Below are 23,086 nucleotides of genomic sequence, written 5' to 3'. Positions count from 1 at the left end.
AGCCAGTTTGAGATACTGGCTCTATGGCTCTCCTCACCCCCCAGGCTTTGTCCCGCCTCCTCGGCCCGTGGAACAGCGGCACCGGACCCGCCTACCGAGAGCTGGCGGATGTGGTGCGGCTCCTGATCCTGGACGGCCGGATCGCGCTGGATACCGCACTGCCCAGCGAGCGCTCGCTCAGTGCTGTCCTCGGGGTCAGCCGGACCACCGTCACGGCGGCGTATGCCAGCCTCCGGGACCAGGGCTTCCTGAGCACGGGCCAGGGCAGCCGCGGCAAAACCCGCATCCCCGAACTCACCCCCTTCGGCCCGGCGCTTTTCGGTCCCCAGCCCCCATCCACCTCCCCACCGGCGGCGAGGTCCACCTCCACCTTGGCGGCACCGGGCCTGACCGCTCCCGAGGGGCTGATCGATCTTGCCTATTCCGCGCTGCCGGCCAGCGGCGAGGTGGTGCACCGGGCCTTCGCCGCGGCACTGACGGAACTTCCGGCCCTGCTGCCGGGGTTTGGCTACGACGCCTTGGGCCTGCTGCCGTTGCGCCAGGCAGTTGCAGACCGGTACACGGCTGCCGGTGTGCCGACGCAGGCCGGGCAGATCATGGTCACGTCCGGAGCCCAACACGCGCTGACCATCATCATCCGCACCCTGGCCGACCGGCAGGACAGGATCCTGGTGGAGCACCCCAGCTATCCGCACGCACTGGATGCCATCCGTGCCGCCCGGTGCCGCCCCGTCCCGGTGGCCTTCGCCGAGTCCGGCTGGGACCTGCTGGCCATGGAATCGGCTCTGGTCCAGCAGCGGCCCAAGCTTGCCTACCTGGTGCCGGACTTCCACAACCCCACCGGCATGATCATGCCTGACGAACAGCGCCGCCGGCTGGCCCGCGCGGCGGCGGCATCAGGAACAGTCCTGGTGGCAGATGAAACGCTGCGTGACCTCAACCTTGACGGCATCGCCACCACTCCGCTGGCCGGCTTCAGCAGCGCCGTGGTTTCCATCGGCTCCCTGAGCAAATCGCATTGGGGCGGCCTGCGCACCGGGTGGATCCGCGCATCGGAACCGATGATCCAACGCTTCGCCGCGGCGCGCACCACGTTGGACCTGGGCGGCCCGGTCATGGAGCAGCTGGCCGCAGCCCACCTGGTGCGGGCACTTGAGGAGCCGCTTCCTGCGCTGCTGCGGACGCTGCGGGGCAACCGGTCAACCCTGCTCGGCCTGCTCGCGGAACACCTGCCCTCGTGGCAGACGACGCCGCCGGCCGGCGGCCTCTCGGTCTGGTGCAGGCTTCCCGCTCCCATCAGCACGGCACTCACGGTCCTGGCACCGGAATTCGGCATCAGGCTCGCGGCCGGACCCAGATTCGGGATCGGCGGGGCGTTTGAACGCAACCTGCGCCTGCCGTTCACCCTCGCACCGGACAAACTGGAGACGGCGGTGCTGGGACTCCGGGCCGCCCAGGACCGGCTGGACGCCGCTCCCCAGCTGCGCCGGTCACTGACCCATGCCCCCGCCGTCGCCATCGCCTGACACGCCGGCGCACCTGGGCCGAACCGCCGAAATCGCCGGAACGGCGCGTACCCGCCGCAAAATTACGGCGAGCCCGCGGTGGCGAGCCCGCAGTGTTCCGGCGAGCCCGCGGTGTTCCTGCGACTGGGGCACACAACGGGAAGCGAGGCCTACGCGTACACGCGTTCCAGGAACCCGCTCCATACCTTGGCCGTGGCCTCGGAGTCGCCGGCGCCGCTGAAATCGTGCACCGTCATGCCCACCGGGGCTCCGAAGGCGTTGCGGCCGAAGAAACGGTACAGCGCGTCCGGGGTGCGCAGGCCAAGGAAGTGCTCATTCGAAAAGTCCACCTCGCCGGTCAGCCGCCCCGCGGCGTCGAGCTCCACGTCAACCGGGTCACCCTGCCCGGCGGATCCCAGCCCCAGCGCCTCCCGCAGCCGGGCGAACCCTTCCGGAGCCTGCGAGGACGCGGGTGCCTGGATGTCGGTGAACACCGCGGGACGGCCGTCGAAGTACTGCAGGTACTGGCCCAGCGTGTGCAGGTAGAACTCGGTGTGGCGGCTGGCGCCGTCGTACTGCTCATCCCAGTTGTCGGCAAAGATGCCGCTGTGGACGTAGTGCAGGTGCGTGCGGCCGGCGTCCGCCGGTTCCAGGACGTGCTCCAGCTGGTTGAACCAGCCCTCCGGGCCGTCCATCCTGGAGACCAGGTGGCTCGGGTACTCGTCCACGGTCCTGACGGCCGGCCACTGGTCCGTGGGGAACATCCAGGCCGGGGTTCCGGCGGTGACGGCTTCCCATACGCGCTCGGGCGTGGCGGGAAGCTCAGAGTCGTGGACGATTTCGAAGGTGCGTTTGTCGTTCATTTGTCCTGTTCCTTGCCTGGATTGGATTCGTTGGTTGCCTTGGGGGCACGGGTTTCTTTAAGAGCCGGGTGCAGGGCGACGACGAGCCGGTGCCGCCGCCCCTGCGGCGCCCCGGCGTCGTGGTACTTGTCCACCAGCCGGGTAACCTCCACGCCGAGTTCCTCGGCGAACGAGGCCCGTTCGGCGGCGGTGCGGAACGTGATCTCGCCATCGATGGCGAACGTGGCCAGCTTCTGCCGGGCGGCGGCAGCACCGGCGATCAGCTTCCCCACTTCCTGGACCATCCGGCCGGCGAGCGCCAGCAGCCAAAAGGCGGAGAACCGGTCCCCGAACTGCCGGGGGTCCGGGGACACCGAGGCCAGCGCCGACGGCGAGATCAGGTAGGAGGCCGCGGTGGCCTGGAGGACCCGCTCGGTGACGTTTCCCTTGCGGCGCTCCTCCACCAGTTCCACCAGGCCATGCCGCTCCAGCGCCTTGAGGTGGTAGTTGACCTTCTGCCTGGGCAGGCCCACCCGGACGGCGAGCTGCGTCGCAGATCCGGGCCGGACCAGCTCCCGCAGGATGCTGGTGCGAATGGGATCCAGGGATGCTTCGGCCGCGGCCGGGTCCTCGATGACTGCAATTTCCTGCATGCCTTCATTGTGACTACCGACAACTTTTATTGTCAAGAACTTTTTTATCGTCGGAGGGGCAGGTGTCCACGGTTCGCACCGAGTTCGCCGGAACGCTGCAGTCCGAACCGGCCGTATCAACGCCGGTAGAATGGGCCGGTGATGCAATCCCCCCTTCCCGTCCGCGACGGCGTCAATGCCACCCGCCTGCGGCTGCCGGACGAGGGACCGTGGGACACCGCGATGGACTACATGATGCACCGGTGGGGCCACATCGATCCGCAAGGCATCGAGGACCGGTTCGATGCCGGCGAGATCGTGGGCGAAGGCGGCATCCCCCTGGACCGCAGCACGCCCCTGCAGGACCACACCTTCATTTGGTACTACCGCACGCTGCCGGCGGAGACCCGGCTGCCCGTGGAGCTGAACATCCTGCACCAGGATGACCACCTGCTGGTGGTGGATAAACCCCACTTCCTGCCTACCACGCCCGGAGGCACCTACATCCAGGAATCCGCCCTGGTGCGCCTGCGGAACCAGTTGGACCTCCCGGACCTCATCCCCATGCACCGGCTGGACCGCATGACTGCCGGCGTCCTGCTCTTCTCCACCAACCCGCAGACCCGGGGCAAATACCAGGTCCTTTTTGAGAAGCGGCAGGTGCAGAAAGAGTACGAATGCGTCTCGGCCGCGGAGCCCGCACCCGGGCACCCCGCCGTCGAGTTTCCCGTGGTGGTCCGCAACCGGATGACCAAGTCCCGAAGCTACCTGCTGGCGGAAGTCATTGACGGCGAGCCGAACGCGGAAACCAGGATTGAGCGGCTGGAAACGTTCGACGCCGGCAGCCCGGCGGGTGCCGGCGGCACCGCAGGCGCCAGGCGCCTCGCCCGCTACCGGCTGGAACCCCACACCGGCAAGACGCACCAGCTGCGGGTCCACATGGCCTCGCTGGGACTGGGAATCGTGAACGACGCCTTCTACCCCGACCTGCTGGACAAGGCCCCGGACGACTACGCCAAACCGCTGCAGCTGTTGGCCCGCGGAATCCGGTTCGTGGATCCGATCTCCGGAAAGCCAGCGGAGTACCGCAGCCGCCTGGCGCTCAGCGAAGCGGCCCGGGCACGTCCCTGAACACTGCTTCAACCCCGGCCGCGCGGCGCACGAACTCGACCTGTTCAACCCGCTGGCCGGGTCCAGCGCCCCGGCCACTCCCCCACCGGGTCGGCGAAAGTGCGATACCTTGTGGCAATGGACTTCGGCAGCGCTGACAGCTGGGGAGCGGCCCTCTATTTCTGGGTCATCCCGATGGTGATCGGCGACGCCATCTTCCCGCCCATCCCGTCGGAGATGCTGGTGATCACCGGCGGTGCGCTGTCCGCGGACGGCCGGGCCAACGTGTTCCTTGTCCTGGTGCTCGCCGCGCTCGCTTCCTGGATCGGCGACATGGTGGTGTTCCACCTGTTCCGCCGGCGGCTCAGCCACGTGCTGGACCGTTGGAAATGGGGCCGCCGCGTGCACGCCGGCATCCATGCGGCATTGGCCAAGGCCGGGCGGTCATCCACCTACGGCACTATCATCGGCGGCAGGTTCATCCCCGGCGGCCGGCTGGCCACCGCGGCAGCGTCCGGCGTCGCCAATGTCTCGGTGCGGGGGTTCGGCCTGTGCGCCGGGCTGGGGGCGGTCCTCTGGGCGTGCTGGCTCGTCGGGCTGGGGTACTTCACGGGTTCAACCACCAGGCTGCCGTTCTGGGCCAGCTCCCTGATCGGCGTGGCGGTGGGCCTGGTGATCGGCGCCGTCGTGGGCCTTCTGGTCACCCGCCGGCGCGGCAACCGGTCGCCGGTGGAGGACGAGCCCGTTCCGGACGCCGGCTAGACGGGCAGCCACTTGCCGCGGCTGCGCCGCAGCACGCTGAGCGCACCTGTCAGCGCAACGCGTTCGACGGCGTCGCGCATCATGTTTGCCGACTCCAGCGCCTGCTGGTTCTCGCCGGTGTACTCGGTGGCCTCCACGAGGAACCGAAGGTTAAGTTGCGGCACCCCGCCGGCAATCTGCAGCTGGTGCGCCTCCACGTGGTGCCGGGTGCCCAGCGCCTCCACGGCGGCGTCCATGACGGATTCCGGCGGATTCCCCGGCCGCAGCCCGGTGATCTTGAGGCGGGTCTGGAAGGAAGGCATGCCCTCCACCCTATCCAAACCGGGATGCGCCATCACTTATGGTCCCTAGGGGATCCTGTCAGGGACCATAAGTGATGGGGCAACAGGATGACTTAGCCGGTGTTGCGGAGGCCTGCGGCAACACCGTTGACGGTGATGAGCATGGCCCGCTGGAGGCGCTCGTCGATTTCTGCCCCGCTGATTTCCGCCTCGGTCCGGATGCGGCGCATCAGTTCAACCTGAAGGTAGCTGATGGGATCCAGGTACTGGTCGCGGATCTCCAGGGAACGCTTCAGCGTGGGCTGGGCGTCCAGCAGGATGTCCTCGCCGGTGAGCTTGCGGACCTCGGCCACCGTGAGCTCGTATTCCTCCCGGATGGTGCGGAACAGGTGGTGCAGTTCCTCCGGGACCAGGGTGGACACGTAGTAGCCGGCGATGTCCATGTCCGTCTTGGCCAGGGTCATCTCCACGTTGGACAGCACGGACCGGAAGAAGTTCCAGTGGTCCATCATCTCCACCAGCTGGGCGGAGTGCCCGGCTTCCCGGGCGGCCTTGAGCCCTGAGCCCACGCCGAACCAGCCCGGGACGATCTGCCGCGACTGGGTCCAGCCGAAAACCCAGGGGATGGCTCGCAGGCCACCGAGGCCTGCACCCGAATCCGGACGCTTGGACGGGCGGGAGCCGATATTGAGGGACCCGAGCTGTTCCACGGGGGTGGATGCCATGAAGTAGGCGGGCAGGTCGGGGTGGTCGATCAGCTTCCGGTACCGCTCAAACGCGGCATCCGAGATGGCTTCCATGACGTGGCCGTAACGCTCCCGCTGGTCCTCCGAGGTCCGCGGGTTGCGGTGCAGGGCCGAGCCCTGCAGCACCGCGGCCAGCGAGAGCTCCAGGTTCTCCCGGGCAAGCTCAGGCAGGGAGTACTTGTCCGAGATGACCTCGCCCTGCTCCGTGAACTTGATCTCGCCTTCCAGGACGCCGTTGGGCTGGGCCAGGATGGCGTCATAGGTGGGCCCGCCGCCGCGGCCCACGGAACCACCGCGGCCGTGGAACAGGCGCACCCGCACGCCGTGCTTGGCTGCCACGTCGCGCAGCTTGCGCTGGGTCTTGTGGATCTCCCACTGGCTGGTCATCACACCGGATTCCTTGTTCGAATCCGAGTAGCCCAGCATCACTTCCTGGACGTCGCCGCGCAGCCGCACCAGTTCCCGGTAGGAGGGATCGGACAGCAGTTGGTCGACGATCTCGGCTGAGGCGCGGAGTTCCTCCACCGTTTCCAGCAGCGGCGCGAAGCCGAGCTTGGCGTACGGCTTGTCGCCAAACAGGTTCACCAGGCCGGCTTCGCGCGCCAGGACGGCGGCGGCGAGGACGTCGTCGGCGCCGCGGGTCATGGAGATGATGTAGGTCTCGATGACGTCCGGGCCGTACATGCGCAGGGCCCGGCGGATCTCGCGGAAGACGTCGTACGTGCCGTCGGCGGCGCCGTCGAGCTTGATCGGGTGGCCGGAGAGCGGGCGGCGGGACGCCAGCTCGGAGCCCAGCACCTCGAAGCGTTCCTGGCGGCTCAGCTCCGCGTAGCGCAGCCCGGGGCCACCGATCCGGTCCATCAGCTGCCCGACGGCGTCGTGGTGGTGGTCTGCGTGTTCGCGGATGTCCAGCGTGGCCAGATGGAGCCCGAAAGATGCGATGGCGCGGCGCACCCGGGCCAGGGAGCCGTCCGCTGCCAGGGCCGCTGAGTGGTTGCGCAGCGAGAGTTCCACCAGCTGCAGGTCCGCCAGGAGTTCGTCGGTTCCGTTGTAGTCGCGGCCGTGCTCGTGGTTGGAGTTGGCCGCTACCCTTTTTCCGGTGTTGATCAGCTTGGCCTTGATGCAGGTGAGCTTCAGCCGGTAGGGCTCCTGCGCGTTCAGTTCCAGGACCCGCTTGTCCAGGCCCGGCAGGTTCTTCAGGTCCGTATCGATGGATTCGAGCAGCGCGGGGTCGGCGCCGGCCAGGGCCGTGGAGTTGGACAGGACGGAAATCAGTTCATCGATCATGCCGAGGCTGATGCGGATGGCGCTCTGGTTCTGGATCTGGAGGATCTCCCGGGTCACGGCCGCGGTGACGTTCGGGTTGCCGTCACGGTCGCCGCCGATCCAGGATCCGAACCGGATGGGCGCATCCTTGGCGGCCAGGCTGACGCCGTGCTCGCCCAGGAGGTCGGCGAGTTCGGACAGGATGTGCGGCATGGAGTCGGTGAGGATGCCGCCCAGGTAATAGATGGCGTTGCGGGCCTCATCCACTGGCGTGGGCCGGACCTGGCGCAGTTCGTCGGTCTGCCACATCTGGTCGATGATCTCGGCCAGCTGCCGGTCCTGCCGCCGCCGCGCCGTGGACCCCTCGGCCGTGGACCGGGACAGGACGTCGGAGATCTTGCGGATCTTGTCCAGGACAGAGCGGCGGGAAGCTTCGGTGGGGTGCGCGGTGAAGATCGGGCGGACGTCCAGCCCGTTGACCACTTCCTGCAGCACGTCCGGGCCTGCCTGCTCGGCGATGTCCGCCACGGTCTTGGCCAGCCAGCCGTCCTTTTCCGCCCGGTTGCGCAGGCCGCGGACCCGGTGGACCTGCTCGGCGGCGTTGGCCAGGTGGAAATAGAACGCGAAGGCACGCACCAGGTCGGTTGCCTGCTCGATGGGCAGGGAGCCGAGCAGTTCGCGGACCTGGGCGACGACGTCGTGCGCGCTCCAGGGGCCGGTGGCGTCCGCGCCGCCACGCGCCGCTTCCTTGGATTCCTTGGTCAGGAGCCGGACCTGTTCCACCAGGTCCAGGAGTTCGGGCCCGTGCTGGCGGACCAAGGACTCGCCCAGCAGGGTGGAAACGCGCCGGACGTCCGCGCGCAGTTCGGAGGCGAGATCGGATTCGGGATGTGTTGCAGTGTGAGCCATGGAAGCTATCTTTCGAGGGTTTCGGACTTGGCTCGTACACTGCGCTGGATACTGTGAGCCACGTTACTAGCTAAAGATGCTACCCCCGGTCCCGTGCAGCGCCGAATCTGTCTCAAAAGATGTCCGCTCCGGCGGAATGAACACAAAATCCCGGTGGTTGTAGCGTGGGCAGACGCAACCGGAAGGAACCATGTCCACCACCACCGCAGCCAAAGTCGAGCGCTGGCAGCGCTTCCGCACCAACCGCAACAAGGCGCTGGCAACGCCGCACGGCTGGCTCACCCTCACCTCCTTCCAGTGGCTCGAGGACTCACCCGCCGCCGTCGAGCTTGCCCCGGGCCTGTGGTCCACGGCGGCAGCGGGCACGACGGCGGTGCTCACCGCGGTCCCGGCGGACGGGCTCACGCTCGTGGAGACAGGCGAAACGGTGGACGGCACCATCTCCGCCGCCCTCGCCGACGAGGAGTCCCTGATGTGGGTGCAGTTCGGCGCCCCGGACGGGGACCAGGTGGTGGTGGAACTGGCCATGCGCGGCGGGCGGTACGCGATCCGCACCCGTGACTCAGCCTCGCCGGTGTTCACAGAGTTCGACGCCGTGCCCACCTATCCGTACAACCCGGAATGGGAAGTGACCGGCCGGTTCGTGCCCTACCCGGAGCCGGTGGACGTGCCGATCGGCACGGCCAATCCGCTGGTGGACGGCGTGCACCGCAGCGTGGGTGAGGTGGTATTCGGCCTCCCCGGCAGCAGCCACGAGTTCAGGCTCCAGGCGGAGGAAGAAAAGCTCGGCGCCCTGACCGTCACGTTCCACGACGAAACCAACGGCGCTGCCCCGCCGGGACAAACAGCTGACTGGCGCAAACTTTCCGTCCCCCGGCCCCGCCCGGACGGCTCCGTGGTGCTGGACTTCAACCGTGCCATCAACTACCCGAGCGCCTTCACGCCCTACGGCACCTGCCCCACGCCGGTGAAGAACAACAGCCTGGACATCCGCGTGGAGGCCGGCGAGAAGCAGCCCTACCCCGCTTAGCGCCCGGGAAGCTCAGGAAATGGCTGAGATCCCGGTGATGGCCCGGCCCACGATCAGGGTGTTCACCTCGAAGGAACCCTCGTAGGTATAGATGGCCTCGGCATCCGCGAAGATCTTCGCCATCCGGTAGTCGGTGACAATGCCGTTCCCGCCCAGGATGGACCGGCCCAGGGCCACGGTTTCGCGCATCCGGGCACTGAGGTAGGACTTGGCCAAGGCCACCTGCGGCATGCCGGCGGCTCCCTGGTCCTGGAGCCTGGCGATCCCGGCCATCATTCCCATGCTGGCCACGGTGTTGCCCAGCATGGTCACCAGCTGTTGCTGGATCAGCTGGAAGTGTGCCAGCGGGCGGCCGAACTGCTGCCGCTCCACGGCGTACTGCCGGGCGACGTTGAAAGCCGCCAGTTGCTGCCCCACCGTTTGCCAGGCCACCATAATCCGTGAGCTGCGGAGCAGTTCCTTGGTGTCCTCGAAGCTGTTGATCCCGCCGAAGCGGTCCGTTTCGGGCACCCGGACGTCGCTGAAAACGATGTCCGCGTTTTGGACGGTCCGCAGCGCGATCTTGTTCTCGATCCGGCTCCGGCTGACGCCCGGCAGCGTGGCGTCGACAATGAAACCCCGGACGGAACCGTCGGCCTCGTCGCGCGCCCAGACCAGCATGTAGTCGCAGAACGTCCCGTTGCCGATCCACCGTTTGGCACCGTTGAGCACCCAGGTGTCGCCGGCGTCGTCCGCTTCTCCGGTGACGGACGAGATCCGCCGGGCACGTGTCTCCAGGCCGCCGGCCACGTCGGAGCCGTGCAAGGGTTCGGTAAGGGCGAAGGCGCCCGTGATCCGCAGGTCCGAGGCGTCAGCCAGCAGCCGCCGCTTCTGGTCCTCCGTGCCGAAGGTGTGCAGGGACTCGACGAAGAGGTCGTGGTGGACCAGGAAGAACGTGGCCAAGGACGTATCCACGCGGGTCATTTCCGCTATGACCAGTCCGGCGAACAGGTTGCTGTAGCCGCGGTGCGCCGGCGTGCTGAGTTCCAGGGCGGCCAGCTTGGGCAGGATGTGGGCAGGGAACTCGGCCTTGTTCCACCAGTCCGCGGCGTAGGGCGCCACCTCGGCGGCGAGGAAGTCCCGGAGTTCGGCGAGCTTGTTCCGTTCGTTCTGGCCCAGCATCGATTCGACGGCGAAAAAGTCCGCCGCCGGCAGCTGTGACACGTCCGGGGCGCTCATTTCGGTCCCATCCGGATGGCGCCGTCCAGGCGGATCGTTTCGCCGTTCAGCATGGCGTTGTCCACGATGTGTGCCACCAGGTTGGCGTATTCCGCAGGCTTGCCCAGCCGGGACGGGTGCGGAACCTGGGCGCCCAGCGAGTCCTGCGCCTCCTGCGGCAGGCCGGCCATCATGGGAGTCTCGAAGATGCCGGGGGCAATGGTGACCACCCGGACCAGCGAGCGCGCCAGTTCGCGGGCGATGGGCAGCGTCATGGCGGCCACGGCGCCCTTGGAGGCTGAGTAGGCGGGCTGGCCGATCTGCCCATCAAAGGCAGCCACGGATGCCGTGTTGATGATGACGCCGCGCTCCGGGCCGCCCAGCGGAGTGGCCACCGGCTCGGTGGCCACCATGGCCTCGGCCGCCAGCCGCAGGACGTTGAAAGTCCCGATCAGGTTGACCTGGATGACGCGGCTGAACGTGTCCAGGGGCAGGACGCCGTCGCGGCCCAGCACCTTCCCGGGGGTGGCGATCCCGGCGCAGTTCACCACGATCCGCAGCGGGCCCAGCCCGGCGGCTGTTGCGACGGCGGCCCGCACCTCGGGCTCGCTGGTCACGTCGGCGGGGGCGAAGACGGCGGACTGGCCGGCCTGGGCACGGCCGTTGAGTTCGTCCGCGACACCCTGGCCGCCTGACGAAGCGAGGTCCAGGAGCACCACGGAGGCGCCGTCGTCGAACAACCTGCGTGCGGTGGCCGCTCCGAGCCCGGAGGCACCGCCCGTGACCAGGGCGACGCTGCCTTTGATGTCCATACATCCTCCTTGATGCGTGTGCCCCGGCCGCGGCGCGGCGTCGAGCAACAGTTAATGAATGTTAACTGAAATGCGGCGCGGCCGCACTCACTCCGCCGCCTACGGTTACGGCGCCGCCGCTAGGGTGGACGGCATGACCTCCAGCAGCACGTCCTTGACCACCTGGCAGGACCGGGCGGACCACGCGGCCCGTTCCGTCACCGGGCTGTTCGGCCGGAATCTGTTGTTCCTGCCCGGAACCCACCTCGCCGCCGTGGTGTGGCAGGGCAAGCACCCGGCGCAGGTCCCGCCTCGCGCGGGGCAGGATGCAGAAGCCACGGCCCCGCTGCCGGGAAAGTGGCTCGCGGCGCTCCGACGTGCCCGGCCGGCTGCCAGCTTGGTCCTGCCGTGGCACTACTGGTGGCAGGCGCATTACGTGGACTGCCTCGTGGACACCGGCTGGAGGGAACTCGGCGGCGGAGCCACCCCCGCGGCGCGGTTCAACGGCCCGGACCAGCCCAGCGCAGGGCACCTTGCATCGCGGCTGGTCACCGGCATGAGGCTCCGCAATGCCCTGACGTTCGTGAACAGCTACTACGACGACATGGCGTGGCTGGCCCTGGCGACCCTGCGGCTGGACAAGCTGGCCGAAGAAACGCGGCGCCCGGGACGCCGGCGCAACGCCCGGGTACGTGCCGCACTGACCCCGCAGTTCGATTCCGCGTGCACCGACGACCTGGGCGGCGGAACGTTCTGGAGCAAGAAGCGTGACTTCAAGAACACCCCGGCCACGGCTCCCGTAGCGCTGTTTTACGCCCGCACCGGCCGGCGGGACCAGGCACAGTCCCTGCTGGGCTGGCTGGACGCCACCCTCTTCGACCCGGACCAGGGCCTCTACCTCGACGGTGCACGGCTGGGCCCCGCCGGGGATGTGCTGGTGGAACGGTCGCTGTACACGTACAACCAGGGCCCGGTCCTCGGTGCCCTCCTTGAACTGGGCGGGGACGCCAACCTGGCCCGGGCTGCCGCACTGGTGGACTCGGTGCAGCGGTTGCTGACCGTCCCGGCAGGCGAGGGCAGCGCTGCCGCCGGCACCGTGCTGCGCTGCGAGGGGACAGGCGACGGCGGCCTCTTCACCGGGATCCTCTGCCGGTACCTGGCGCTTGCCGCGGCAGACCGCCGGCTTCCCGAGGCTGCCCGCGCTGCGGCCGCTGCGCTGGTGGTGGACACGGCCGGGGCGTTCTGGGCCGGCGCGCGCACAGTCGGCACCGAGGAAGCGAAGGCATCCCTGGCGGGCAGGAGCATCTTCTCCGTGCACGCCGGCCAACCCGCGGACCGGACTTATCCGCCGGGCGCCCCGGTGGAGCTGGCCACGCAACTGCAGGCCTGGATGGCGCTGGAGGCGGCGGCCGTGGTGATGTCCACCGGACCCGCTGCTGTCCCCCCGGCGGCCGCCTGACAGGCGGGAGCTGCGGCCGAGGAAGCAACCAGGCCCCAAACGGGCAGGAGCGGCCCTTAACGGATGCCGGCCAGCGGCGTGACCGTGCCGGCCTTGAGCGTTATGGGCGCGTCGGCGGCGAGCCGGACCCCTCTCGGTCCCGCGGGCGGGAACACGAGGGACGTCAGGGACTGTCCGTCCATGAAGACCTCCACGGAGGACCGGTCCACGTATGCGGTCAGCTGCACGGTCCCGCCGGCGGGACGTGCCTCCACCGAGCGGGCCTGGCGGTACTCGCCTCCGTCTTCGGAGGCTGCTTTCCCTTGGCCGCCGGCAACAGCGTCCCCGTCCCGGGTGATGAAGGCCCGGCCGGCAGCGAAGTCGTAGCCGATCGTGGCGTAGGTGGCGCCGCCGCTTTGCAGGAGCAAAGTGGCCTTCCCGGTTCCGTCCGTGGGCTTTTCCAGTTCGACGTCGGCCTTGAACGCTCCGCTGTCCGGGACGGGAAGTGCCCTCCCGTCAGACAAACCGCCGCCCGGCACCTGGGTCGGTTCCCCTTCCAGCGACTCCAGCGCGGAGGTGGGCGTGGACTTCAGGGCCGGCCGGCCGCCGTCGGACGCCAGCCGGATGTCCCGCACCACGGACGCCGCGCCGAACCAGCCGTCGGTGGGCAGGTGACGGGCGTATGCCCAGTTGTTCATCCAGCCGATGGCGTGCCGTGATGCCTTCCGCTGGCCATCGCTTTGGCGCGGATCATCCCAGGTGACCGCGGCGTAGAAGTCCGCCCCGCCGTCGAGCCACTGGTGGCCGCCATCGGCTTTGAAGGCCTTGCCGTCGAACCCGCCGGTCCAGTAGGCCATGCCGGTGGTGCGGCCCTCCCCGGAACCGTTGGCACTCGCGGCCAGGACCCAGGTGCGTTTGGCTGGGTCGCCGTCGGTGTCCATTTGGAAGAGGTCCGGGCACTCCAGGATTCCCAGCCCGTCCTGCTCGAAGCCGGACACATAGGTCCACCGTTTGAGGTCCGGGGAGGTATAGAACCCGATCTTGTGGCCTTCGGCGAGGAGCATCAGCCATTGGTTGTTGGCGTCATCGCGGACAATGCGTGGATCCCGCCAGTGCTCGGCACCGGGGTTTTCCATCACCGGGTTCTGTCCATAGCTCTGGAAGCTGTAGCCCTTGTCCGTCGAGTAGAACAGGGACTGGCGCTGCACGCCGTCGTCCTGCTGGGTGAGTACCGCGAGGACCGCCCCCTTGCCCAAGCCTGCGGTGCCTTCCGTGTCCACCACGGCGGAGCCTGTCTCGATATCCCCCAGGCCGTTGCGGAACTTGGAAATGGCGACGCCTTCGTTTTTCCAGTGCACCAGGTCCGTGCTGGTCGCGTGGAACCATTCGGTGCCGTTCCCCTCCGGATAGTCGGCGTTGTAGAGGTAGTAGTAGTGCCAGAGGCCGGCCAGGAAGAAGGGTCGCTGGGGATCGTTCATCCACCGCTGGTCCGGGGTGAGGTGGTACGCGGGCCGGTATCCGGCCTGGTCAGCCGGTGGCGGCTGCAAAGCTGGGGGTGCCGTGGATGCCGCCCCGCCGGGCTGTCCTTCCACCGTCCGGGTGTTCCCGGCGATCACCAAAGACGCCGCCACCAGGAGCACGGCCAGGGCCGCGGCCACCCACAGGAGGGGACGGCGGCGAAGGGCGGCAAACGCTGGCCCGGAAATTCTGGGGAGCATGGGGTCATCGATCCGTTGCTGAACGCACAAGTGCCGTCCCCCGGGTCGGGGAACGGCACCAGCGCAAGTGAATCGTCAATTTTACCCGCCAGGCTGCGCGGAGCCGAATCCGCCACGTCACGCAGCCGCCGCTAGTCCCTGCCTGCCGGGCGCTTCTTTTGCGGGTACGGCGTCTCGCCGCGTGCCAGCATCTCCACGAACCCTGCGATCCGGCGTTCCCGGGTGGCTGCCTGCTTGGCCGTGGTGGTCCGGAACACCAGGGCGAACAGGTTGGTTTTGGTCAGGACATCGAACATCTCCTGGGCAGCCGGGTTCGCGGCGATCGCTGCCGCCAGGTCGGGGGGCACCTCCACGTCGGCCTGGCCGCCGTAGGCCGCCTCCCAGCGGCCGTCCGCCTTGGCCGCGGCAACTGCCGCCCTGCCGGCGTCGGTCATTTTTCCCGCTTCCTCCAGCCGGGCGATATGCCCCACGTTCCGGGCCGACCAAATGCTGCGGGAACGCCGCGGAGTCATCCGCTGGAAGGAGCTTTCACCATCGCGGCGCCGGAGCTGCCCGTCGATCCAGCCAAAGCACAGCGCCTCATCCAAGGCCGCCGGGTAGTCAAGGGCGGTCACCGTGCCGCCTTTCTTATGCAGCACCAGCCACACGCCCGGGCTGGTGCCGTGGTTCTCTTCCAGCCAGGCACGCCAGGCAGCGGCGTCGGGCACCAGCAGTTCCTCCAGGTCATCGGCCATGGCCTAATTCTGCCGGGAAAACGCGTTGCCACAAGCCTGCTGTGCGGCGGCGGATCGCGTGGCATCATGGCCATACAGCAGCACACCCGCCAGCACCAAGGACAACCCCATGCTCCGAGTCCGCCCCGTCCATTTCACCTCCCGCACCGCGTCCTGGGAGCAGCTCCTCACCGCTGTGGGGATGGTGAGGACAGAGGACGACGGCGGCTGGCAGGTTTTCGATTCCGCGTCGGGCCGGCTGGCGCTTCACGACGCCGAGGAAGGGTCGGACCGGGACGGCCGCACCGTGTTCGCGGTGGAGGTGGGCGATGTCGCCGAATTCGCCCGCCGCACCAACGCCGCCGCGCAGGACGAGGCAACCGCGCCGGCCGAGCTGGTCACCGCCGACCAGGGGGAGGCCTGCCGCATCAGTGGACCGGACGGCTTCAGTTTCCTGGCCGACGAGGCCACGCACGGCGCCCAGTGCGCCGGGGCAGATCCCGCCTTGGCCGTCGCCGCCGTCTGGTACACCGCAGATCCGGAGGCCGCCGTCCGCACCATCCTGCATATCGGGGCGCGGCCACGGCCCGTGCCCGATGCCGACGAAACCGCCGACTTCACGGCCAAGAACGGCGGCATCCTGCTGGTGCGGCCGGCGTCGGGGCCGTCACGCGCCGGCCTGGGCTTCGAGTACTCCGGCCCGCTGGAACCGTTGCGTGAGCGCCTCGCGGCCGCCGGGATCACGGCGGGCATCACCGAGGAAGCCTTCGGAAGCACCCTCCACGTGGCCAATCCGGACGCGGCCGGCCCCAACGCGCCCGCCACCGTCTGGATCTCGGAGCGCCGCCCTATGGGGTAGAACTTAACCATGAACGTGCGCACACCTGACCCGAATCCCGGCTGGCTCTCCGAAGAAGACCTCTTTGAGGCGCGCGGGCGGCTGCCCATGGTGTACGTGGAGGCCGTCCCGGTCAGGTTGGACCCGTTGGGCTACGTCAACGAGGTGGGCACGCTGCTGCAGGCGGACGCGGATGGAACCATGGTGCGCTCCCTGGTATCCGGCCGCGTCATCTACCGCGAAACCATCCGCGCCGCACTGCTGCGGCACATGGAGAAGGACCTGGGCCCCCTCGCTTTCCCCCAGCTGCCCCTCAGCCCCGTCCCGTTCACGGTGGCCGAATACTTCCCGGCACCGTCCCAGACCGGATTCACCGACGAGCGGCAACACGCCGTATCGCTGGCTTACATCATCCCGGTCACGGGCGAATGCGAACCCCGCCAGGACGCCCTGGAACTGACCTGGATGACCCCGGAGGAAGTGCTCAGCCCGGGCGTCCAGATGGAGTTCTCCGGCGGCCGCGGCGGCCTCATCCGGCAGGCCCTGGCATTCGCAGGTGTGGGCTTCTGACAGCCCCGCCGGGACGTGGGGGTCCCCGGTTTTAGGTGCCCGCCTTTGTAGACTGTAGGGCGGACCGCAAGAGAACTTAAGGACTCCCATGACCGAAACACCAGCCGCCAGGCACCACCGTGAACAGCAGGCTGGATCTCTGACCACCGGCAACCACATCCTCCTCCCGGACGGCCACCGCACCGCCGAAATCGACCAGGTGGAGCTTGAGCACGACGACTTCGGCTCCCCCGCACTGGTGCTGGCCAGCCTCTCCGGCGGCGGAACCCTGAGGATCGCCATCGGCACCATGGTCACCGTCGTGGACGGAACGCACGACGACGTCACCCAGCTTCCGCTGCCGGCTGACCTTCCGGAGCCCGCGCCCCTGGGAGGGGCCGGGACAGCCCCGGCGCAACCGGCCGCCGGGACGGGCCCCATTTCGGTGGCGCCCGCCGTCGTCCTCCCCCCGCTGCCGCCCGCGCCGCCCGCCGTGAACGGGCCCAGCGAGGAGGAGCTCGCGCTCATCCCGGCAGCGGATGGTACGCCCGAATCAGTGGTGGAAGCCGTCGCGGAGGCGCATCCCGACGCCGAGGGCGTCCTGCTCCTGGCCGACCGGCTCTCCAAAGGCGTCAACTTCAAGTCCGGCAGCTGCCTGAAGGACCTCAGCGACCTCGCCCACGAACTGTTCGTCACGCTCAAAGACCCGGACGGCGCCCTGTCCGTCGCGGACCTGCTCACCGTGCTGCCCTATGACGGCAACCCGGGCCGGTGGGCCTCGGTGGAGGCATCCCTGGCGCTGGCCAGCTACATTTGCCGCCAGGACGGCCAGGACGAACGGGCAGCGGTCTACGAAAAACTGATCCGCACTCCCGAAAACCAGGAGACGGACGCCTTCAAGGCACGGATGGCAGCCAAGGTGCGGCAGCGCTCCCTCAACGAGCCCAACCTGTACGACAAGGAAATCTTCCGCTCGATCGACAACTCCAACCACGACGCCGAACGCGAATGGCGGCTGTTGCGGCTCGAGTCCCTGCTGTTCCTCCGGGCCCACGGCGGTTCGGAAACCATTGGCATGCCCGAACTTGAACGGCGCATCAGCAACGAGCTGGAGGCAGTCCGCGCCTGACCCTCGGGATGATCTCCGGGGCGGGAAATGACCCCTACCCGGGCCACGGTCCGGGGCGTACATTCGGGGCTATGACGAACAATCTCAGCGTAGTGATCAACGCCGACGCGCCGCAGGTCTGGACCATGCTGCGTGAACCGTCCAAGGTGGCCCAGTGGCACGGCTGGCAGGCCGAGGACCTGGAGTCCGAGATCAAGCAGATCTACTTCTCCGGCGACGAACAGGAATCCGCGGACCACACCAGCCTCACCGTGCACGGCGGGGACACGTTCGAACTCCACCCGGTACCGGAAGGAACCAGGGTCAGCGTCACGCGCGGGGCGCTGGACCACGATTCCGAGTGGGCGGCCTGGGACGAGGACATCACCCAGGGGTGGCTGACATTCCTGCAGCAGCTCCGTTTCGCCTTGGAACGCCATCCGCACGGCAAGCGCCACACCGTATTCCTTCACCTGACGGACGGGAAGGGCTCCGCCATCGAAAAACTCGGCCTGGCGGACCTTCCGGACCCGGGCGAACCGTACCGGGTCACCCTGGATACCGGCGAGGAAATCAGCGGCAAGGTCTGGTACCGGACCAGCCACCAGGTGGGCCTCACGGTGCACGGTTACGCCGAGCACGGCGAAGGGCTGCTGGTGGTGGCCGATCACCCTGCCATCAAGGACGTCCGCGCGGAGGGCGAAGGCTCCCTGGTGGTGGTTTCCACCTACGATCTCGGCGCCGGCGCGCTGGAGTCCGTCCGCGCCGCCTGGGACTCGTGGCGGGCCGCCAACTACCCCGGAACGGAGCCAGCCAGCTAACACTCCGCCGCATGCCTGCCCAGGCCCGGTTGCCGGCGTCGTGACGTTTGCTGGCAGACTGGTGTGGTGCCTGCCAACCCTGCCTTCGCCCTGCCTGAAACCCAATCGCAGTTCTCCTTCGCCGTAGGCACGCGGCTGGCGGACTCCTGCCCTCCCTCGGCAGCCCAAGTGGACGAAAACGGCGGGGAATTCCTGGGCCGCACCGGCACCATCACCACCCCGCACGGGGAGATCCAGACGCCGGCGTTCATCGCCGTCGGCACCAAGGCGACGGTCAAGGCGGTGCTGCCGGAATCCATGGCAGAGTTGGGCGCCCAGGCCCTGCTCGCCAACGCCTACCACCTGTACCTGCAGCCCGGCCCGGACATCCTGGACGAGGCCGGCGGCCTGGGCGCGTTCATGAACTGGCCCGGTCCCACGTTCACGGATTCCGGCGGCTTCCAGGTGATGAGCTTGGGTTCGGGGTTCAAGAAGGTCATCGACATGAAGTCAGTGGATGCGTCCGGACCCGATGATGCCGTGGCCCCGGGCAAGGAGCGACTGGCGCACATTGATGACGATGGTGTCTGGTTCAAGAGCCACCTGAACGGGGACCGGCACCGGTTCTCCCCCGAGATCTCCATGCAGGTTCAGCACCAGATCGGCGCGGACATCATGTTTGCGTTCGACGAGCTCACCACGTTGCAGAACTCCCGGCGGTACCAGGAGGAATCGCTGGAGCGCACCCGGCTGTGGGCGGAGCGGTGCATCGAGGAGCACTTCCGGCTTACGGAGGAGCGCGCCGCCAAGCCGTACCAGGCCTTGTTCGGCGTGATCCAGGGCGCCCAGTACGAGGACCTGCGCCGGAAGGCCTGCCGCGACCTTGGCGCCATGCCGTTCGACGGGTTCGGCATCGGCGGTGCCTTGGAGAAGGAGAACCTGGGGACCATCGTGCGGTGGTGCAACGAGGAGCTGCCGGAGGACAAGCCGCGCCACCTACTCGGCATCTCTGAACCGGACGACATCTTCACGGCCATCGAGAACGGCGCGGACACCTTCGACTGCGTCTCCCCCACCCGGGTGGCCCGGAACTCCGCCTTCTACACCCCGGAGGGCCGGTTCAACCTCTCCGGCGCCAAGTACAAGCGCGATTTCGGGCCGCTGCAGGAAGGCTGTGACTGCTACGCCTGCGCCAACTACTCGCGGGCCTACATCCACCACCTCTTCAAGGCCAAGGAAATGGTGTCCGCCACCCTCATCTCCATCCACAACGAGCGGTTCGTGGTGAAGATGGTGGACGACGCCCGGCTGGCCATCGAGTCGGGCACCTTCTTCGACTTCAAGGCCGAAACCCTGGGCCGGTACTACTCCTGAGCATGGCTCCCGGGCGGCTCCGGTAGGGTGTCCCCATGCCTATCGAATCCATCGAAATCCCCGCCGCCGACGGCACCGCAGAGGCCCTGGTGGCCCGTCCGTCCACCGGAACAGGCCCTTTCCCCGGCGTCATCTTCTACATGGACGCCTTTGGCCTGCGCCCGCGCATCGAGGAGATGGCCCAGCGCATCGCGGACTGGGGCTACGTGGTGCTGGCGCCGAACGTCTTCTACCGTGAAGGAACCGCGGACCAGCTGGCGCCGGACGGCGACATGAGCACCCCGGAGGGCCGGGAAGCGGCCGGCAAGGCAGCCTTCCCGCGGGTGGGCCGCCTAACGTCGGACAAGGCGCTCCCTGACATCGATGCGTGGGTTTCCACGCTGACCGGACTCGACGGCGTTGCCTCCGGCCCCATCGGGACCACCGGGTACTGCATGGGCGCGAGACTTGCCGTCCGGACAGCCACCGCGCACCCGGAGGTAATTGCGGCCTGCGGCGGCTTCCACGGCGGCGGCCTGGCAACGGACGAACCCGACAGCCCGCACCTGGGCCTCGGAAACGCAAAGGCCCGGTTCGTGTTTGGCCACGCCGACAACGACAGGAGCATGGCTCCCGACGCCGTCGCGCGGCTGGGTGCGGCGCTCCGGGACGCGGGGCTTGTGGCCTCCAACGAGATCTATGAAGGGGCTCCGCACGGGTACTCCATGGCGGACACCTCGGCTTTCCATCCCGAAGCCACGGAGCGGCACTTCCAGGAACTGCGCACCCTGCTCGACGGGACCTTGAAGGCCTAAGCCGGCGGCCCGCCGTCGGTCGCCCACGGGAAGCTGGTCCGCCTTCGGCACGGCTGCTACATCCACGCTGAACTGTGGGAGAAGCAGACAACTGCCGTCCGCAGCAGCCGCCTGGCGCTCACCCACGCCGATCCACGGTCGGAATCAGCCGGTGAGACACTCACCCGCGAACTCCTGGCACGGCTGAAACTTCCCCTGCCCGAGCCCCAGGTCGCAGTGGCTACGCGTGCTGGCCGGGACCGGCTGGATTTTGCCTGGAAGGAGAAGAAGGTGGCCCTCGAATTCGACGGAAAAACCAAGTACTTCGACTACAACCCACGGGCGAGGTGCTGTTTCAGGAGCGGCAGCGCGAGAATGCACTCACCGAGACCGGGTGGACCTTTGTACGGGTGACATGGGCCGACCTTTTTCGCGAACACGAATTCAAGGCCCGCATCCGCGCTGCGCTCCAGCGGTAGCCACCCCGCCGGAGCGCGAGATCGCCGGAAGGTGCCAAAGCGCCGGTAATCTCCGGCGAACTGGCTTCTTTCCGGCGTGCCGGACCACAGCCGGAACCGAAAGCATCTTTTGAACATGTTCAGGTCCATGCCATACTTCTTTTTGAACACGTTCAAGAATGGGGAGTGCAGTGGCGGCGAAGAGCGAACAGACCAGGCAGCTGGTGGCGGACACCGCGCTGCGCATGTTCCGTGACATCGGCTTCGAGAAGACCACCATGCGCGCCATCGCTGCCGAGGCAGGCGTTTCCGTGGGCAACGCCTATTACTACTTCGCGTCCAAGGACGATCTTGTCCACGAGTTGTACATCCAGGTGCAGGCCGAGCACGCCGCCCGGGCCTCCGAGGCGCTCGAGGAGACCACCGGATTCGCTGAGCGGTTGAAGGCCACGCTGCACGCGGGCCTGGACGTCATGGCCCCGTACCACCGCTTCGGCGCGGACTTCGTGGCCACCGCCATCCGGCCAACATCACCGGTGAACCCGTTCTCCGCGGACTCAACCCCCGCACGGGAGGCGTCCCTGGACATCTTCAGGAACACGGTGGACGGCGCCCGCCCCGCAGTGCCGAAGAAGCTGCGGGGCGACCTGCCGGAACTACTCTGGCTCTGCTACATGGGCATCACCCTGTTCTGGGTCTACGACACCTCCGAGGGCCAGCGGCGGACCAGGAAACTGGTGGACGGAGCGGCCCCACTGGTGGCCCGCGGACTGGCGCTTGCCCGCATCCCGGGAGTCAGCAAGGTACTGGACGACGTCTTGGACCTGAGCCGCAGCATCCGCAGTTAGGGAAGACAACAACCATTGGGGGAAAGATGGACAGCACAAGGACAGTGGTACTGGCAGGCGCTTCGGGCTTCATTGGCACCTACCTGCGCCGGCGTTTCCAGGAGGACGGCTGGACGGTGCGGACCATAGGACGCAAGGGGACCGGCAGTTCCACGGCAGCATGGGACGACGCCGCCGGCATGGCCCGGGTGCTCAACGGCGCCGGGCTGGTGGTAAACCTCGCCGGACGCTCCGTCTCGTGCCGTTACAGCGAGCGGAACAAGGCGGTAATCATGGACTCGCGGGTGGCCACCACCAAGGCACTCGGCCGGGCCATCGCGCAGTGCCAGGACCCGCCGTCGACCTGGCTGAACGCCAGCACCGGAACCATCTACCGCGATGCTCGCGACCGTCCCCAATCCGAGGCCGACGGGGACCTGGGCACGGGATTCTCGGTGGACGTGGCCAAAGCCTGGGAAGCCGCCCTCGAAGCAGCCGCCACGCCAGAAACCCGGAAAATCCCGCTGCGGATCGCCATCGTGCTGGGCCGCGGCGGCGGTGCACTGGCTCCATTCGCCAACCTGGCACGGCTCGGGCTGGGCGGCCCCATGGGTGATGGCCGGCAGAAGTTCAGCTGGGTCCACGTGGAGGACCTCTACCGCAGCATCCGCTTCCTGCACGCGCGAACCGGCATCACCGGGCCCGTTAATGTTGCCTCACCGGACGTGGTGAGCAACCGGGAGATGATGCACCTGGTGCGGCGGGCCTATGGCGCACGCTTCGGCATACCCACCCCGGCATGGCTCCTCCGGGCAGGCGCTGTCCTGATCCGCACGGAGACCGAACTCGTCCTGAAGAGCCGGTGGGTACAGCCTCAGAAACTGCTCGACGCAGGCTTCGTCTACAGCCAGCCGGAGCTGGGGCAGGCCTTGCTGCAGATTACCCGGTCCCGGCCGTGAGCCGCCCGCTCCGCGTGACCTTCGGACCAGGGGCATTCCTGCCCGGCGCGGCCCTCACCGTCGTCGTCTTCGGATTCCCCTTGGGCTTCCCCGGATATCTCTACGGAACGCTTTCCGCGCTGATCCTAGGTATGCCCCTGGCGCTGGCTGCCGGTATAGTCATGCGGCCTGTCCGCAACCAGGGTCTTCACGTCCTCGCGATCGGAGGGGCAGGGCTGGTGACCGGGATGATCACGCTCATGTACATCACCGGCAGCCACTGGCCCTCCATGTGGGGCATGGTGCTGTGGACCGGGTTCTGTGCGGCGCTTGGGCGGGCGGCGGTGGCGGGTCTTGTCACCGTTCACGACGCATCCGGCCCCCAGCCCGCGGCGCTGACAGCCTCTGAGCCGCTGGAACCCTGACCATACGGCGGCCCGGCGCCCTGTCGGGGCCCCACATGGAAAGCGCCCGACGGTGG

Annotated in this window: 22 protein-coding genes and 1 pseudogene; 15 read left to right on the top strand and 8 right to left on the bottom strand. The window is 68.2% G+C overall.

Annotated elements, in window-relative coordinates; genetic code table 11:
• Positions 1-23: 23 nt before the first annotated feature.
• Positions 24-1,526, top strand: coding sequence for a MocR-like transcription factor YczR (gene yczR, locus QRN53_RS01340; protein WP_285242221.1), 1,503 nt, complete (start codon positions 24-26; stop codon positions 1,524-1,526).
• Between the two features lie 149 nt (positions 1,527-1,675).
• Here yczR and QRN53_RS01335 read toward each other — a convergent pair whose 3' ends face one another.
• Together QRN53_RS01335 and QRN53_RS01330 are read right to left on the bottom strand one after the other, a co-directional pair.
• Complete coding sequence (locus QRN53_RS01335; protein WP_285242220.1) at positions 1,676-2,368, bottom strand: SRPBCC family protein; 693 nt, start codon at positions 2,366-2,368, stop codon at positions 1,676-1,678.
• The gene (locus tag QRN53_RS01330) at positions 2,365-3,000 is read right to left on the bottom strand and encodes a winged helix-turn-helix domain-containing protein (RefSeq protein ID WP_285242219.1); all 636 of its coding nucleotides are present in this window, start codon (positions 2,998-3,000) and stop codon (positions 2,365-2,367) included. Before QRN53_RS01330 ends, QRN53_RS01335 begins: the two co-directional genes overlap by 4 nt.
• A gap of 141 nt (positions 3,001-3,141) precedes the next feature.
• On the opposite strand from QRN53_RS01330, the gene QRN53_RS01325 reads away from it, so the two are divergent.
• Both QRN53_RS01325 and QRN53_RS01320 read left to right on the top strand, forming a co-directional pair.
• Entirely contained in the window at positions 3,142-4,110 is a 969-nt protein-coding gene (locus QRN53_RS01325; protein ID WP_285242311.1) for an RluA family pseudouridine synthase, read from the top strand.
• Positions 4,111-4,227: 117 nt separating this feature from the next.
• Positions 4,228-4,851, top strand: coding sequence for a DedA family protein (locus QRN53_RS01320; RefSeq protein WP_285242218.1), 624 nt, complete (start codon positions 4,228-4,230; stop codon positions 4,849-4,851).
• Here QRN53_RS01320 and QRN53_RS01315 read toward each other — a convergent pair.
• Both QRN53_RS01315 and ppc read right to left on the bottom strand, forming a co-directional pair.
• Complete coding sequence (locus tag QRN53_RS01315) at positions 4,848-5,153, bottom strand: hypothetical protein (RefSeq protein WP_285242217.1); 306 nt, start codon at positions 5,151-5,153, stop codon at positions 4,848-4,850. The two genes, QRN53_RS01320 and QRN53_RS01315, sit on opposite strands and share 4 nt — an antisense overlap.
• A 92-nt stretch (positions 5,154-5,245) precedes the next feature.
• Entirely contained in the window at positions 5,246-8,053 is a 2,808-nt protein-coding gene (ppc, locus tag QRN53_RS01310; protein WP_285242216.1) for a phosphoenolpyruvate carboxylase, read from the bottom strand.
• A gap of 190 nt (positions 8,054-8,243) precedes the next feature.
• On the opposite strand from ppc, the gene QRN53_RS01305 reads away from it, so the two are divergent.
• Complete coding sequence (locus QRN53_RS01305) at positions 8,244-9,083, top strand: DUF1684 domain-containing protein (RefSeq protein WP_285242215.1); 840 nt, start codon at positions 8,244-8,246, stop codon at positions 9,081-9,083.
• A 12-nt stretch (positions 9,084-9,095) separates the two neighbouring features.
• On the opposite strand, the gene QRN53_RS01300 is transcribed toward QRN53_RS01305, so the two are convergent.
• Together QRN53_RS01300 and QRN53_RS01295 are read right to left on the bottom strand one after the other, a co-directional pair.
• A complete protein-coding gene (locus tag QRN53_RS01300; RefSeq protein WP_285242214.1) occupies positions 9,096-10,301 on the bottom strand; it encodes an acyl-CoA dehydrogenase family protein in 1,206 nt (401 codons plus the stop codon).
• Positions 10,298-11,092 carry a 3-hydroxyacyl-CoA dehydrogenase gene (locus tag QRN53_RS01295; protein ID WP_285242213.1) on the bottom strand — a complete coding sequence of 265 codons (795 nt, stop codon included), beginning with the start codon at positions 11,090-11,092 and terminating at the stop codon, positions 10,298-10,300. Before QRN53_RS01295 ends, QRN53_RS01300 begins: the two co-directional genes overlap by 4 nt.
• 133 nt (positions 11,093-11,225) lie before the next feature.
• On the opposite strand from QRN53_RS01295, the gene QRN53_RS01290 reads away from it, so the two are divergent.
• A complete protein-coding gene (locus QRN53_RS01290; RefSeq protein ID WP_285242310.1) occupies positions 11,226-12,530 on the top strand; it encodes a glycoside hydrolase family 76 protein in 1,305 nt (434 codons plus the stop codon).
• A gap of 56 nt (positions 12,531-12,586) precedes the next feature.
• Here the strand turns inward: QRN53_RS01290 and QRN53_RS01285 are convergent, their stop codons facing one another.
• Positions 12,587-14,227 carry a glycoside hydrolase family 32 protein gene (locus QRN53_RS01285; RefSeq protein ID WP_285242212.1) on the bottom strand — a complete coding sequence of 547 codons (1,641 nt, stop codon included), beginning with the start codon at positions 14,225-14,227 and terminating at the stop codon, positions 12,587-12,589.
• 131 nt (positions 14,228-14,358) lie between these two features.
• Positions 14,359-14,961, bottom strand: a complete 603-nt coding sequence (locus QRN53_RS01280; protein ID WP_285242211.1) for a YdeI/OmpD-associated family protein — start codon at positions 14,959-14,961, stop codon at positions 14,359-14,361.
• 109 nt (positions 14,962-15,070) lie between these two features.
• Between QRN53_RS01280 and QRN53_RS01275 the strand changes: the two genes are divergently transcribed.
• The 10 genes and pseudogenes from QRN53_RS01275 to QRN53_RS01230 all read left to right on the top strand — a co-directional run bounded on the left by QRN53_RS01275 (position 15,071) and on the right by QRN53_RS01230 (position 23,030).
• Positions 15,071-15,799: a VOC family protein gene (locus QRN53_RS01275; RefSeq protein WP_285242309.1), complete on the top strand. Its 729-nt coding sequence runs from the start codon at positions 15,071-15,073 to the stop codon at positions 15,797-15,799.
• 9 nt (positions 15,800-15,808) lie between these two features.
• Complete coding sequence (locus tag QRN53_RS01270) at positions 15,809-16,348, top strand: NUDIX hydrolase family protein (protein ID WP_018763774.1); 540 nt, start codon at positions 15,809-15,811, stop codon at positions 16,346-16,348.
• 88 nt (positions 16,349-16,436) lie between these two features.
• A complete protein-coding gene (locus tag QRN53_RS01265; protein WP_285242210.1) occupies positions 16,437-17,456 on the top strand; it encodes a DUF6707 family protein in 1,020 nt (339 codons plus the stop codon).
• Between the two features lie 71 nt (positions 17,457-17,527).
• Positions 17,528-18,256 (top strand): SRPBCC domain-containing protein, encoded by a 729-nt coding sequence (locus QRN53_RS01260; protein ID WP_285242209.1) that lies wholly within the window; start codon positions 17,528-17,530, stop codon positions 18,254-18,256.
• 66 nt (positions 18,257-18,322) lie between these two features.
• Positions 18,323-19,609 (top strand): tRNA guanosine(34) transglycosylase Tgt, encoded by a 1,287-nt coding sequence (gene tgt / locus QRN53_RS01255; protein ID WP_285242208.1) that lies wholly within the window; start codon positions 18,323-18,325, stop codon positions 19,607-19,609.
• A gap of 35 nt (positions 19,610-19,644) precedes the next feature.
• Positions 19,645-20,403, top strand: coding sequence for a dienelactone hydrolase family protein (locus QRN53_RS01250; protein WP_285242207.1), 759 nt, complete (start codon positions 19,645-19,647; stop codon positions 20,401-20,403).
• 96 nt (positions 20,404-20,499) lie between these two features.
• Positions 20,500-20,861, top strand: a pseudogene (locus QRN53_RS01245) (putative endonuclease domain-containing protein); the annotation flags it as partial.
• Between the two features lie 170 nt (positions 20,862-21,031).
• Positions 21,032-21,688 carry a TetR/AcrR family transcriptional regulator gene (locus QRN53_RS01240; RefSeq protein ID WP_285242206.1) on the top strand — a complete coding sequence of 219 codons (657 nt, stop codon included), beginning with the start codon at positions 21,032-21,034 and terminating at the stop codon, positions 21,686-21,688.
• Positions 21,689-21,714: 26 nt separating this feature from the next.
• Complete coding sequence (locus tag QRN53_RS01235) at positions 21,715-22,626, top strand: TIGR01777 family oxidoreductase (RefSeq protein WP_285242205.1); 912 nt, start codon at positions 21,715-21,717, stop codon at positions 22,624-22,626.
• Positions 22,623-23,030: a hypothetical protein gene (locus QRN53_RS01230; RefSeq protein ID WP_285242204.1), complete on the top strand. Its 408-nt coding sequence runs from the start codon at positions 22,623-22,625 to the stop codon at positions 23,028-23,030. The genes QRN53_RS01235 and QRN53_RS01230 overlap by 4 nt, the downstream gene beginning before the upstream one ends.
• The last annotated feature ends 56 nt before the right edge of the window (positions 23,031-23,086 follow it).

This window comes from Pseudarthrobacter sp. fls2-241-R2A-127 (assembly GCF_030209355.1).
In the GTDB taxonomy this organism is placed as follows: Bacteria; Actinomycetota; Actinomycetes; order Actinomycetales; family Micrococcaceae; genus Arthrobacter.
Note: the sequence above shows the minus strand (reverse complement) of the source record. Positions and strands in the feature narration are given on the sequence as shown.

Coding starts and splice junctions, on each gene's coding strand:
- yczR (WP_285242221.1), top strand. CDS start 24: ATGGCTCTCCTCACCCCCCAGGCTTTGTCCCGCCTCCTCGGCCCGTGG.
- QRN53_RS01335 (WP_285242220.1), bottom strand. CDS start 2,368: ATGAACGACAAACGCACCTTCGAAATCGTCCACGACTCTGAGCTTCCC.
- QRN53_RS01330 (WP_285242219.1), bottom strand. CDS start 3,000: ATGCAGGAAATTGCAGTCATCGAGGACCCGGCCGCGGCCGAAGCATCC.
- QRN53_RS01325 (WP_285242311.1), top strand. CDS start 3,142: ATGCAATCCCCCCTTCCCGTCCGCGACGGCGTCAATGCCACCCGCCTG.
- QRN53_RS01320 (WP_285242218.1), top strand. CDS start 4,228: ATGGACTTCGGCAGCGCTGACAGCTGGGGAGCGGCCCTCTATTTCTGG.
- QRN53_RS01315 (WP_285242217.1), bottom strand. CDS start 5,153: ATGCCTTCCTTCCAGACCCGCCTCAAGATCACCGGGCTGCGGCCGGGG.
- ppc (WP_285242216.1), bottom strand. CDS start 8,053: ATGGCTCACACTGCAACACATCCCGAATCCGATCTCGCCTCCGAACTG.
- QRN53_RS01305 (WP_285242215.1), top strand. CDS start 8,244: ATGTCCACCACCACCGCAGCCAAAGTCGAGCGCTGGCAGCGCTTCCGC.
- QRN53_RS01300 (WP_285242214.1), bottom strand. CDS start 10,301: ATGAGCGCCCCGGACGTGTCACAGCTGCCGGCGGCGGACTTTTTCGCC.
- QRN53_RS01295 (WP_285242213.1), bottom strand. CDS start 11,092: ATGGACATCAAAGGCAGCGTCGCCCTGGTCACGGGCGGTGCCTCCGGG.
- QRN53_RS01290 (WP_285242310.1), top strand. CDS start 11,226: ATGACCTCCAGCAGCACGTCCTTGACCACCTGGCAGGACCGGGCGGAC.
- QRN53_RS01285 (WP_285242212.1), bottom strand. CDS start 14,227: ATGCTCCCCAGAATTTCCGGGCCAGCGTTTGCCGCCCTTCGCCGCCGT.
- QRN53_RS01280 (WP_285242211.1), bottom strand. CDS start 14,961: ATGGCCGATGACCTGGAGGAACTGCTGGTGCCCGACGCCGCTGCCTGG.
- QRN53_RS01275 (WP_285242309.1), top strand. CDS start 15,071: ATGCTCCGAGTCCGCCCCGTCCATTTCACCTCCCGCACCGCGTCCTGG.
- QRN53_RS01270 (WP_018763774.1), top strand. CDS start 15,809: ATGAACGTGCGCACACCTGACCCGAATCCCGGCTGGCTCTCCGAAGAA.
- QRN53_RS01265 (WP_285242210.1), top strand. CDS start 16,437: ATGACCGAAACACCAGCCGCCAGGCACCACCGTGAACAGCAGGCTGGA.
- QRN53_RS01260 (WP_285242209.1), top strand. CDS start 17,528: ATGACGAACAATCTCAGCGTAGTGATCAACGCCGACGCGCCGCAGGTC.
- QRN53_RS01250 (WP_285242207.1), top strand. CDS start 19,645: ATGCCTATCGAATCCATCGAAATCCCCGCCGCCGACGGCACCGCAGAG.
- QRN53_RS01235 (WP_285242205.1), top strand. CDS start 21,715: ATGGACAGCACAAGGACAGTGGTACTGGCAGGCGCTTCGGGCTTCATT.